Source organism: Shewanella sp. SACH, from assembly GCF_001887095.2.
GTDB classification, from domain to species: domain Bacteria; phylum Pseudomonadota; class Gammaproteobacteria; order Enterobacterales; family Shewanellaceae; genus Shewanella; species Shewanella baltica.
Genome location: NZ_MPDG02000001.1, coordinates 84,834 through 97,750, shown reverse-complemented (window position 1 = coordinate 97,750; position 12,917 = coordinate 84,834). Strand labels below are relative to the sequence as shown.

Below are 12,917 nucleotides of genomic sequence, written 5' to 3'. Positions count from 1 at the left end.
ATGCGCCTAACAATGCCACTAGCAATGCGACTAACACTGTTAGCACAGCTTGTTTTCGCTAGCAAAAGACGGCAGTCACTTGGAGACACTATGTCACAACAGACATCAATATTGGCCGATATTCCCTTCTCGCTATTGGAACTCGCGCCCATGCGCCAAGGTTCGACTGTGGGTGAAACGCTGCACAATAGTTTGCAGTATGCCAAGGAAGCCGATCGCCTCGGCTTTAATCGTTTTTGGTTTGCCGAACACCACAATATGCCCGGTATCGCCAGCGCGGCGACCTCAGTATTAATTGGTTATATTGCTGGCAATACGCAGCGTATTCGCGTCGGCGCGGGTGGCATTATGCTGCCAAACCATGCGCCGTTAGTGGTTGCCGAGCAGTTCGGTACCCTTGAAAGTCTCTATCCTGGTCGCATCGATTTAGGACTGGGACGCGCACCCGGCAGCGATCAAGTTACCAGCCGAGCACTGAACCGCGATACCAGTCGCGCCGAACAATTCCCTGAAGAAGTCAGTGAATTACAAACCTTACTCGGCCCTTACAATGGTCGCCATGCGGTGCGAGCGATTCCTGGAGAAGGCACTAATGTGCCGATTTGGTTATTGGGTTCGAGTCTCTTTAGCGCACAATTAGCGGCGCAGCGCGGTTTGCCCTATGTGTTTGCGGGCCACTTTGCCCCACGTTTTCTTTACGATGCGATTGAAATCTATCGCCGCGACTTTAAACCTTCTCAAGTGCTTGATAAGCCCTATGTGATGTTAGGTTTGCCGCTCGTTGCCGCCGACACTGATGAAGAGGCGCAATTTCTGGGCACGACCTCGAAACAGCGCGTACTGGCGCTTATCCGTGGTCACGAGTTATGGTTAAAACCTCCGGTTGAAACAATGGATGGCTTGTGGAGCGCGCAAGAAGAAACCTATGTCGCTAATTTCTTAGGTTTATCTGTCATTGGCGGCCCAGCGACGATTAAGCATCGTTTGGAAATGATCGTCAAAGAACTTGGCGTGAATGAGTTTATCTTCACCAATGACTTGTACGATCTTGATAAACGCAAAAAAGCGCTGCAGATCCTAATGGAGATTAAACAGTAGCGATTCAGTAAACTGACTCGTTCTAAAAGTCATTGGCAGTCAAAACGACTGCCATAAAAAATCCCGCCGAAGCGGGATTTTTATTATGTAAGACTGTCATCTAAAACAGCTTTTATATCAAAGCAATATTAGCTTTTCAGTACGGCATCGAAGCTGGCTTTGAGGATACCAAGGCCTGCATCAATTTGTGCATCCGGCGCGGTTAATGGCACCAAAATACGCAGCACATTACCGTAAGTGCCGCAGGATAATAAAATCAATCCACGGTCACGGGCATCACTCAACACTTGCGCGCAATAATGCGGTGCAGGCTTGCCATCTTCCATTAATTCGATAGCGATCATCGCGCCTAAACCACGCACATCGGCGATTTGGGCATGTTCAACTTGCATCACATTCAATGCAGACTTAATGCGCTCACCTATGGTATTGGCGCGGTCTAACAGCTTTTCTTCTTCAAACACTTCAATGACAGCAAGTGCTGCGGCGCAGGCTAACGGGCTGCCACCATACGTACCGCCAAGACCACCCGGACCAATCGCATCCATCACTTGCGCGCGGCCAGTAATGCCCGAAAGAGGGAAACCACCCGCAATAGATTTAGCAAAAGTGGTGATATCCGCACTAACACCCATTTGCTCCATGGCAAAGAAAGTGCCAGTACGGCCAGCCCCCGTTTGCACTTCATCGGCGATCAGCATAATGCCCTCACGATCACACAATGCCCGCAACCGCTGCATAAAAGCAGGTGATGCGGCGTAGAAACCACCCTCGCCCTGCACTGGCTCTAAAATAATGGCGGCAATATCACTTGGCTCGGCATCATTTTTAAAGATACGTTCAATCGAAGCCATAGCATCATCATCGGACACGCCGTGCATCTCGCAGGGGAATTCGGCGCGGAACACATTCGCCGACATCAGACCCATACCTTTACTGTAAGGCGCGACTTTTCCGGTCAGTGCTAAGGCTGCGATAGTGCGACCATGGTAGCCAGACGTAAACGCAATCACGCCAGCACGTTTGGTATAGGCACGCGCCACTTTAACTGCGTTTTCAACCGCTTCTGAACCACTAGTGAATAATGCCGTCTTCTTGGCAAAATCCCCTGGCACCAATTGATTGAGCTTTTCACACACTTGGATATAGCTCTCGTAACCAAGCACCATAAAACAAGTGTGGGAGAAATTATCCAGCTGAGCCGCAACCGCCGCCTTCACTTTAGGGTGAAGGTGGCCGGTATTGAGCACAGCAATGCCGCCCGCAAAATCGATAAACTCGCGACCTTCAACATCCCACACGGTCGCGTTTTCGGCGCGCGCGGTAAAGATTGGGTGAATTTGCCCGACACCACCCGCAACTGCGGCTTGGCGACGTGCCATCAATGAATCATTGGTTGTTGTCATTTAGTGTTCCTCACACGCCAAATCGGACCGTATTAAACGGACATGCAGATGTACTTCATTTCTAAATATTCTTCGATGCCGTACTTAGAACCTTCGCGGCCCAGTCCAGAGGATTTCATCCCGCCAAAGGGTGCGACTTCCGTCGAAATCAAGCCAGTGTTGACCCCAACCATGCCGTATTCCAAGGCTTCGGCGACTTTCCACACCAGTGAAATATCGCGGCCATAGAAATAAGCGGCGAGGCCAAATTCAGTATCGTTAGCTTGTTTAATCACATCGTCGACATCGCTGAATTTAAACAGCGGCGCGAGTGGACCAAAGGTTTCTTCGCGGGCAACGAGCATGCTTTTATTAACGTTAGTCAGCACGGTTGGCTCGAAGAAATTACCGCCAAGGTCGTGGACTTTACCGCCTGCGAGCACAGATGCACCTTTGGCGATGGCGTCGATAAGATGACTTTGCACTTTTTCGACTGCGGCAGCATTGATCAACGGACCCGTAGTGATGCCCTCCTTGATGCCCTCTCCAACCTTAAGCTTGCCCACTGCAGTGCTGAGTTTTAAGGCGAACTCGTCGTATACACCGTCTTGCACATAAATGCGGTTAGCGCAGACGCAGGTTTGGCCAGCATTACGATATTTAGCAATCATGGCGCCTTCGACAGCGGCATCGATATTGGCATCGTTAAACACGATAAATGGTGCATTGCCGCCAAGCTCTAGCGACAGTTTTTTTAAGGTAGGCGCACATTGCGCCATTAATTTAATACCGATATTGGTTGAGCCAGTGAAAGACAGCTTACGCACTATCGGGTTGCTGCACATTTCATTACCAATCTGCACCGCATCACCCGTTAACACACTAAATACACCCGCAGGAATACCAGCACGCTTAGCGAGTTCAGCCATCGCTAATGCGGTAAATGGTGTTTGGTGCGCCGGTTTTACCACCATAGTACAACCCGCAGCTAACGCTGGAGCGGCCTTGCGAGTAATCATAGCCGCAGGAAAGTTCCACGGCGTTATCGCGGCAGTTACACCGACCGGCTGCTTGATCACCATCAAGCGCTTGTCACCTTGATGCCCAGGAATGGTATCGCCATAAATACGTTTCGCTTCTTCGGCAAACCACTCGATAAACGAAGCCGCGTAGGTTACTTCACCTTTGGCTTCTGCCAGCGGTTTACCCTGCTCGGTCGTCATGAGCAATGCTAAGTCGTCACTGTTTTCATTGAGTAATTCAAACCAACGCCTTAACTTAGCGCCGCGCTCTTTGGCTGTGAGCGCCCGCCATGCAGGTAAAGCCGCTTCTGCCGACTTAATCGCCATCTCAGTTTCAACTTGTCCCATATTAGGAACATGACCAATCAGGGCATTAGTTGCGGGATTAACCACCTTTAGCGTGTCACCAGAAACGGCATCACACCATTGACCATTAATAAAAGACTGTTGATGTAGCAAACTCGGATCATTTAATTGCACAAGGATTTCCTCGTATTGTGAAGCTACCTAGCTTCTTAAAAGTGATGATATTAGAGACCCAGTTTGTCTCTTAACGTGTAATACCAAGCTCCGATAGCACTAAAAGGGACGCGAAGTGCGTGACCACCGGGGAATGGATAATGTGGCAATGCAGCAAAGGCGTCGAAGCGCGTGGCTTGGCCGTTGAGCATTTCGGCCAGTAACTTGCCTGCCAGATGGGTATAAGTGACACCGTGGCCACTGCAACCCTGTGAATAATAGATGTTCTTACCGATACGACCGACCTGTGGCAGGCGCGATAGCGTCAGTAGGAAGTTACCCGTCCACGCATAATCGATCTTCACATCTTTTAATTGCGGGAAGGTTTTAAGCATGTTCGGAATAATGATCGACTTAATGTCCGCCGGATCGCGGGCGCCATACACTACGCCGCCGCCGTAAATCATCCGCTTGTCGCCAGACAGGCGGAAATAATCGAGCAGATAGTTACAGTCTTCGACGCAGTAATCCTGCGGTAATAAGCTCGCCGCCAGATCGTCGCTCAAAGGCTCAGTGGTAATCACTTGCGTGCCGCAGGGCATAGATTTCGCCTGCAGCTCTGGCATTAACTTACCTAAATAAGCATTACCCGCCACGACCACAAACTTGGCTTTGACACTGCCCTGCGCCGTATGCACAACTGGGCTATCGCCTTCATCGACACTCAGCACTGCTGAGTCTTCAAAAATCTTGCCGCCGAGGGATTCGACCGCGCGCGCTTCGCCAAGAGCTAAGTTAAGCGGGTGAATATGGCCGCCGCTTTTATCGAGCAGACCACCGACATAGCGCTCAGTATTTACCACACCGCGAATGCCTTTGGCATCGAGAAGTTCGAGCTGATTAACATGACCGTGGCTTTCCCACAGTTGCTTTTGATGGCGCAGATGACCCATTTGTTTTTCGTTCATCGCGGCAAACACGCCACCATCTTTTAGATCGCATTGAATGTTGTACTTAGCAATCCGATCGCGGATGATTTTCCCGCCCTCAAAAGCCATTTGGCCAAAGAGTTTACCTTGTTCTTTGCCGACTGTTTTTTCAATAGTATCAATGTCACGGCTAAAACTATTGACGATTTGTCCGCCATTACGGCCCGAGGCGCCCCAGCCAATGCGAGCGGCTTCTAACACCACCACACTAAAGCCAGATTCTAATAAATGCAGCGCGGCAGAAAGGCCCGTATAACCCGCGCCAATCACACAAACATCGGCTTCAATCGATTCCTGTAGACGCGGACGTTCAACCTTATCGTTGGCCGATGCCGCATAATATGATCCAGCGTGAGCTATGGCAGACATGTTGTTCCCTTGAATTCTAATGTTCATTATTTTAAACAGCCATCACATCCTACACCTTCAGAAAACGAAACACTAGCCAGAAAAGTGCAATAATTTACATTTTGTTTGATATTTCAAACACGCAATAATCTTAAGCTCAATGATGTCATGCTACTTAAGCTTAGCGATGTCATATTAATGGTGTCGAGTCGCAGAACAAGCCTGCAAAGCAAAGCGGATGATGGGAGCGGTGACAATTAACAAGGGTGGCTTTGGCGATACCAAAGCCACCCCAAGATTAAGCAAACTAGTTCATCGGTGTGCGGTCGCGTTTCTCTGCCCGCCTTGCCATATACCAAGACAAGAAGGCGATTAACGAAACACACAGAATGATCAGTGTCGCTAAAGCGTTGATCTTAGGCGAAACCCCTAAACGTACCGAGGAGAACACCACCATAGGTAGCGTCGTTGCACCTGGGCCCGAGGCAAAGCTTGCGATCACTAAATCGTCCAAGGACAAACTGAATGACAACAACCAACCCGCCACCAGCGCCGGCGAAATCATAGGCACAGTGATGAGGAAGAAGGTCTTAAGCGGGGTTGCCCCTAAGTCCATTGCCGCTTCTTCGATTGACATGTCCAGCTCGCGCAATCTTGACGACACAACCACAGCCACATAGGCGGCGCAGAAGGTCGAATGCGCAATCCACACAGTTAACATGCCGCGCTCTTTCGGCCAACCAAACAAGTCGGCCATGTGCACAAATAGCAGTAGCAAAGACAGACCCGTGATCACCTCTGGCATAACCAGTGGTGCAGTGATCATGTTCGATAATGTCAGCTTCGCCCATGAACGCTTAAAGCGTGTCATCACAAAAGCCGCCATAGTGCCGATAATCACCGCCATAGTTGAGCTATAAAAGGCAATCCGCAAACTGGTCCATACCGCATCTAAAATCTGTTGGTCTTGAAATAACTCGCCATACCATTTTGGTGAAAATCCGCCCCATACCGTCACTAATTTAGAGTCGTTAAAGGAGTAAATCACCAGCACTAACATAGGTGCATAGAGGAAGAACAAGCCAAACCACAACATCGCTGAAGAAAAACTTAACTTTTTCATAGGTCTTTCTCCAAACTACGTGCCTGATAGCGATGGAATAAGGTAATAGGAATAATCAATAAGCCCAGCATTACAATCGCCAGTGACGAAGCCACAGGCCAGTCGCGGTTATTGAAGAATTCTTGCCATAAGACTCGACCTATCATTAAGGAATCTGGACCACCGAGTAACTCAGGGATCACAAACTCACCCACGGCAGGAATAAACACCAACATAGAACCGGCAATCACACCGCTTTTTGACAGCGGAAAAGTGATTTTCCAGAAGGTATTTAAACGGCTTGAGCCTAAGTCAGACGCGGCTTCAATCAAACTCATATCGAGTTTCACTAAGGTGGCGTACAAGGGCAAAATCATAAAAGGTAAATACGCATAGATAATGCCGATATACACGGCAATATTGGTATTTAGGATTTGTAACGGCTCAGAGATGATTCCCAGCCACATCAGCGAATGGTTGATGATCCCTGTGTTACTTAAGATCCCCATCCAAGCGTAAACCCGGATTAAAAATGAGGTCCAAGAAGGCAACATGACTAACAGCAGCAATACGGTTTGCAAACGCGCTGGCGCACGGGCAATCGCATAGGCCATTGGATAGCCAATAATCAAACAGCCGATGGTCGAAATTAACGCCATTTTCAATGAGCTGAGATACGCCATGTAATACAACGAATCATCAAGCAACATCAAATAGTTACCAAAATGCAGGAAGATATTTAACACATCATCGGCATATTGGAACGTAGCCTCATAGGGCGGGATCGCAATCGCCGCCGTCGAAAAACTCAGTTTAAGGACAATCGCAAATGGCAAGGCGAAGAACAATAACAACCAAGCATAGGGTATCCCTATGGTCCAAATGCGGCCTTTGAGCCACTTTAATTTAGTCGGTATCTTCATGATCTCAACACCACGCCACTGGTGTCCTCCCAACTGATGAACACTTCGTCATCCCATGTGGCATGATCGGCGCGGCGTTCACGGTTAGTCATACTGCACTGGACGATTTGACCATTCTCTAAACGAATGTAATACACTGAAATACCGCCTAAATACGCGATATCGTGTACGATTCCTTTCGCCCAGTTGTACTGACCTTCAGGCTGTTCGCGGCTAATAATGGTCTTTTCAGGACGCACAGCGAGCCACACATTCTTGTCTTCTACGTTGGTCGACACCCCGTAACCGACATAAAAAGATTGAGCCAACTCATTAGGTTTAATGATCAAATGGTCGACTTCATCCACTTCAATCGCGCCACCAAACAAGTTCACAGTGCCGATAAACTCGGCAATCATGCGGCTGTTCGGGCTTTCGTAAATATCCATTGGCGAGCCAGTTTGGGCAATCCAACCGTCGCTCATAATTGAAATGCGCCCCGCCATTGTCATGGCTTCTTCTTGATCGTGGGTCACCATCACGCAGGTCACACCGACACGCTCAAGAATTTCAACCACTTCGAGTTGCATCTGGGTACGCAGTTTTTTGTCCAATGCGCCCATAGGCTCATCGAGCAGTAATAATTTCGGCCGTTTTGCCAGTGAACGGGCCAAGGCAACACGCTGACGTTGACCACCGGATAACTGATGTGGCTTACGTTTACCATACTGCTCCATGTGCACTAACTTGAGCATATCTTGTACACGCTGCTCAATTTCGGCCTTAGGTAACTTGTCTTGCTTCAAACCAAAGGCAATGTTTTGCGCCACTGTCATGTGGGGAAACAGAGCATAGGATTGGAACATCATATTGATCGGACGTTCGTATGGGGGTAAATCTGTGATGTCTTCGCCATCGAGGAAAATACGGCCAGAGGTGGGCTTTTCAAATCCCGCTAACATGCGCAATAACGTCGACTTACCCGAGCCTGAGCCGCCGAGCAAGGCAAAGATTTCGCCTTTATTGATGGTTAATGACACGTCGTCGACAGCCCGTACGTCATCGAATAACTTGCTTACCCGCTCAATTCTGAGCAGTACTTTTTCTTGCGTCTTTGTTGTCGGTTTATTGGTGACGCCCGAGGTGATTGCCATAGTACTTCTCCACCCGAAAATGATGCGTCAATACGCTCAAACTCTGGGTTCAACACGATTAATGAATGAAAAGAGGTTAACCAAACTGTGTCAAATCCTATACGTGGATGAACTATGCATAGGATTGGACATAGCCAGTCTGCCAAGTTAGGGGCAAGCTAGGCTTGCCCCTTATCGACTATTGTCCTGACTTCACTTTGGTCCAAACACGGGTTAATACGCGTTGGATTTTCAAAGGACGGATTTCACCAATATAAAGTTTATCTAACACTTCTTGTGGTGGATAAATCGCGGGATCGGTGCGGATAGCCTCATCAACCAGAGGTTGGGCAGGATCGTTCGGGTTAGCATAGGCCACATAGTTAGAGATAGGCGCTATGACTTCTGGACGGAGAAAATAGTTAATCAGCGTCAGTGCATTATCTGCGTTAGTCGAATCGGCTGGGATAGCTAACATATCAAACCACAGGTTGGCGCCTTCTTTTGGAATCGAGTAACCAATCTTATTGCCATTACCCGCCTCTTCAGCACGTGCTTTAGCTTGGAATACGTCGCCAGAGAAACCAAAGGCCACACAAATGTCACCGTTTGCTAAGTCGGAAATATAGCGAGATGAGTGGAAATAGGTCACGTAAGGACGGATTTTTTCCAGTAACTCACCGGCTTTTTCATAATCGCTTGGGTTGGAACTGTTAGGATCTAAACCTAAATAAATCAGTGCTTGAGGCACCATATCGTCGGCAGAGTCCAGCATAGCAAAGCCACACTTAGAGATTTTTTCAGCATATTTAGGATTGAAGATCAGTTCCATTGAGTTGAATGGCGCATCTTCACCCACAGCCGCTTTCACTTTATCTATGTTGTAACCAATACCATTGGTTCCCCATAAATAAGGCACGGCATACTGGTTACCCGGATCGGCTTTCTCAAGTAGCTTCATCAGGGCAGGATTTAAATTTTTGAAGTTAGGTAGCTTAGCGCGGTCTAAAGGTTTGAAAGCACCCGCTTTGATTTGCTTAGCGAGAAAGTGGTTAGAAGGGACAACGATATCGTAGCCACTACGACCAGACAGTAATTTAGCCTCAAGCACTTCGTTACTATCGAACACATCGTAAATTACCCGAATGCCCGTTTCTTTCTTGAAGTTTTCTAAGGTATCTTCCGCGATATAATCTGACCAGTTATACACGCGAACCACTTCTTCCGCTTGGGCCGCTGCGCTCGCTAATACGCTCGCAGTTACCAGAGCTAGAGTGGTCATCTTATTAAATAGCTTCATGCTTTCTCCTTTCTCGGGTAGCAGAATTGCTTAAGCAAATTCTGACATTGTGTCACCGGGCTATCCGGATATTGTTGTTATTTTCGACCAATGCTACACCTTACAAACCGCATCGGCAGTCTCTACGGCATGAATTCCATGCCACCTTTATATCTTGCTGCAATTTGTTAAGTATCAGGTTTCGTGCCAAATTTTCGAGGCATCGGTATTGCATTAACACTCAAAAAATTAGACTAGATATGACACTGCTTGTACATATTGCAACATTAAGGCAAATGCCTCAAGTCCCTAAGTAATCGCAAAAACCACTAAGATAAAACACATTTTAAATATGACTAACAATTAGTTAGCGACTCTATTAAACGAGCGACTTAAAATAGTTAGGCATATTTCACTTCTCTAGCGGACACGCATCTGAATTGAATAATCACTTTAATCAACAAACCATTAAAAACCATCAGATTATTTAACAAGTGAGTTGCACCGGTTGGGTGCAATCTCACTAAAACAGTGCAAAGCTCAGTCTTGTGATTACCGACATTAACTTCAGTTTTCCTTGGGTTAACGCGGCAACACTGTCAGAGCACTCAATCCAAAACATTACACTGTGAGCAGAAGAAATTCACGTTCCCATGAGCTGACCACACGGCGGAAGTTTTCAAGTTCGGCCTGTTTCACCGCCACAAAACCAGTGGTGAAGGCTTCACCTAAATACTGCTTACAGGCATCACTTTCTTCCATCGCCGCTAACGCTTCTTCTAAGGTTAAAGGCAAACAATGGGTGTTGTTACTGCGGCTTTCGTTGGCTTTACCCTGCACTGGCGTCGAAGGTTTTAGCTGCTCAACCATGCCGATATAACCACACAATAAGCTCGCGGCTATTGCCAAATAACAGTTAGCATCGGCGCCGGGAATACGGTTTTCGATACGACGGTTTTGTGGTGAAGACTCTGGAATACGTAATCCACAGGTGCGGTTTTCATCGCCCCACTCTAAGTTAACCGGCGCCGAAGTACCGGGTAGGAAACGACGGAAAGAGTTAGCATTGGGCGCCATCAGCGGCAGCAACTCAGGGATGAATTTTTGCAGACCGGCGATATATCCCAAGAATAACTGGCTCTTAGTGCCATCTTCATTGGTGAAAATATTTTTGCCCGTCTCTTTATTGATCACACTCTGGTGAATGTGCATTGCACTACCAGGTTCGTCAGTCACAGGTTTGGCCATAAAAGTAGCGCAAACATCGTGCTTCAGTGCCGCCTCGCGCAAGGTGCGTTTAAAGATAAACACTTGATCAGCAAGGGACAACGGATTGCCGTGGCTGAAGTTAATCTCCATCTGCGCAGGGCCATCTTCATGGATTAAAGTATCGATATCTAAACCTTGAAGCTCGCACCAATCGTACATGTCTTCAAACATAGGATCGTATTCGTTGGCAGCATCGATAGAGAAAGACTGGCGGCCCGCTTCGGGTCGACCTGAACGGCCAATTGGTGGCTTTAGGGGTAAATCGTGGTCGTCACTACGACGGGTCAAATAGAACTCCATTTCAGGAGCGATAACCGGTTCCCAGCCCTGTTCGTCATAGAGAGACAAGACTTTTTTCAATACGTTACGTGGTGACAGCTCAATCGGATTACCCATTCTGTCGTAGCAATCGTGGATCACCTGCGCCGTGGCTTCGATGGTCCAAGGCAACATAAAAACAGCGTTTTCATCGGGTACACAGACAAAATCGATGTCGGCAGCATCGAGCAAGCTGTAGTAAACATCTTCATTCACAAAATCACCGGTGACGGTTTGTAACAGCACGCTTTCAGGCAAACGCATGCCTTTTTCATCGAGAAACTTATCGACTGGTGCAATCTTGCCGCGGGCGATGCCAGTCATGTCACTAATAACACATTCGACTTCTGTGATTTTTCGTTCTTTTAAAAAAGCGATTAGCTTATTCATTATTATTTCACTCGAGTTGTAGCCCTGCGTCGGCATGCATCACCGAAGGCATTGAAAAGGGAGAGGTAAAACGGATTTTCGCTCACCTTCCACTCTGGATGCCATTGCACACCGAGGGCAAATTCTTTAGTACCTATTACGGAGAAAGCCTCCACTAACCCATCTGGAGCATAAGCTTCTGGCCGCAACCCAACACCCAGACGCTCCACGCCTTGAGTATGCACAGAGTTGACCTCTGCAGAGTTACGGCCCCAGGCCTCGTAAATAAGCCCCCCGGGCTCAACAGTAATACTGTGAGAAGCCCCATATTGCACATCTAAGGATGCGGTTTTATCTTCTCTATGTTCAATAAAGCCACCCACCTCATATAACTTCTGGTGCAAACTGCCACCAAAGGCCACATTCATTTCTTGAAAACCGCGACAAATACCTAATACAGGTACCCCAGCAGCAATAGCAGCGTGGATCAGCGGCAAAGTCGTCGCATCACGTTTAGGATCATGGTGTGTACCAAGCTCGCTCGGTTGGCCTGCATAAAGATGGGGTTCTACATTAGAAGGAGAGCCAGTAAACAAAATACCGTCAAGACGTTCTAAAATCGCGTCTATCGGTAAATCGCCGCCTAACGATGGGATCACTAACGGCCAGCCTTTCGCGCCATTAACTACACCTAATAGATATTTTTCACCAACAATATTAAAGGGATGTGAACCCAGTTGTTGATTACAAGCAATAACACCTATGAGGGGCAAATCGGCTGACATATCTCACCTTTAGAATTCGTTTTACTAGCATAACGAACACTTTGTCTTTAAATGTTCATTTTTTCACACAGTACACCGAAATTTCACACTAGGCAAGAGGTTAAGCACTTGTTAAAGATTATTTCATCCACTTGTGTTTAATAAGCATAAATAACATGTAGTTAAACCTATATTTTGGTTATTTAATGTTATTTCATGTGAATAAAATAGTGCTTCAGCTGGCAAAATTCTCGCTTTTAGCAGCGTAAATTAAACCGTATTCGCACTAAATTTGAACCAATATTATTTACACAAAGAAGAGGATATATAACAAATATGACAGGATTAGAAAGGAGGTAATACCAATCGTATTAAATATATGTTCATTCAGCGGGAGTTCAACGCGCTTTAGACAAGGCGAAGGCTTGAAGGCATAGTGGTGCTCTGTCGAAAGCCTTAAACGCAGTATAAAGCGCGTTG

General features: G+C 47.4%; 10 protein-coding genes. 1 reads left to right on the top strand and 9 read right to left on the bottom strand.

Going from position 1 to position 12,917, the window contains the following annotated elements:
• Positions 1-90 precede the first annotated feature (90 nt).
• Positions 91-1,098, top strand: coding sequence for an LLM class flavin-dependent oxidoreductase (locus BM607_RS00385; protein WP_071939232.1), 1,008 nt, complete (start codon positions 91-93; stop codon positions 1,096-1,098).
• 128 nt (positions 1,099-1,226) lie between these two features.
• Here the strand turns inward: BM607_RS00385 and gabT are convergent, their stop codons facing one another.
• From gabT to BM607_RS00340, 9 genes are all read right to left on the bottom strand, one after another.
• Positions 1,227-2,504: a 4-aminobutyrate--2-oxoglutarate transaminase gene (gabT, locus tag BM607_RS00380; protein WP_012196786.1), complete on the bottom strand. Its 1,278-nt coding sequence runs from the start codon at positions 2,502-2,504 to the stop codon at positions 1,227-1,229.
• 32 nt (positions 2,505-2,536) lie between these two features.
• Positions 2,537-3,985 (bottom strand): NADP-dependent succinate-semialdehyde dehydrogenase, encoded by a 1,449-nt coding sequence (gene gabD / locus BM607_RS00375; protein WP_071939233.1) that lies wholly within the window; start codon positions 3,983-3,985, stop codon positions 2,537-2,539.
• Between the two features lie 50 nt (positions 3,986-4,035).
• Positions 4,036-5,322: an FAD-binding oxidoreductase gene (locus BM607_RS00370; RefSeq protein WP_071939234.1), complete on the bottom strand. Its 1,287-nt coding sequence runs from the start codon at positions 5,320-5,322 to the stop codon at positions 4,036-4,038.
• 286 nt (positions 5,323-5,608) lie between these two features.
• Positions 5,609-6,424: an ABC transporter permease subunit gene (locus tag BM607_RS00365; protein ID WP_006080702.1), complete on the bottom strand. Its 816-nt coding sequence runs from the start codon at positions 6,422-6,424 to the stop codon at positions 5,609-5,611.
• Positions 6,421-7,326, bottom strand: a complete 906-nt coding sequence (locus tag BM607_RS00360; protein WP_006080701.1) for an ABC transporter permease subunit — start codon at positions 7,324-7,326, stop codon at positions 6,421-6,423. Before BM607_RS00360 ends, BM607_RS00365 begins: the two co-directional genes overlap by 4 nt.
• Positions 7,323-8,459, bottom strand: coding sequence for a polyamine ABC transporter ATP-binding protein (gene potA / locus BM607_RS00355; RefSeq protein ID WP_006080699.1), 1,137 nt, complete (start codon positions 8,457-8,459; stop codon positions 7,323-7,325). The genes BM607_RS00360 and potA overlap by 4 nt, the downstream gene beginning before the upstream one ends.
• A 178-nt stretch (positions 8,460-8,637) precedes the next feature.
• Positions 8,638-9,738, bottom strand: coding sequence for a polyamine ABC transporter substrate-binding protein (locus BM607_RS00350; protein ID WP_006085019.1), 1,101 nt, complete (start codon positions 9,736-9,738; stop codon positions 8,638-8,640).
• Between the two features lie 600 nt (positions 9,739-10,338).
• Entirely contained in the window at positions 10,339-11,694 is a 1,356-nt protein-coding gene (locus BM607_RS00345; RefSeq protein WP_006080696.1) for a glutamine synthetase family protein, read from the bottom strand.
• Positions 11,695-11,696: 2 nt separating this feature from the next.
• Positions 11,697-12,458, bottom strand: a complete 762-nt coding sequence (locus BM607_RS00340; protein ID WP_006085017.1) for a gamma-glutamyl-gamma-aminobutyrate hydrolase family protein — start codon at positions 12,456-12,458, stop codon at positions 11,697-11,699.
• Between the last annotated feature and the right edge of the window lie 459 nt (positions 12,459-12,917).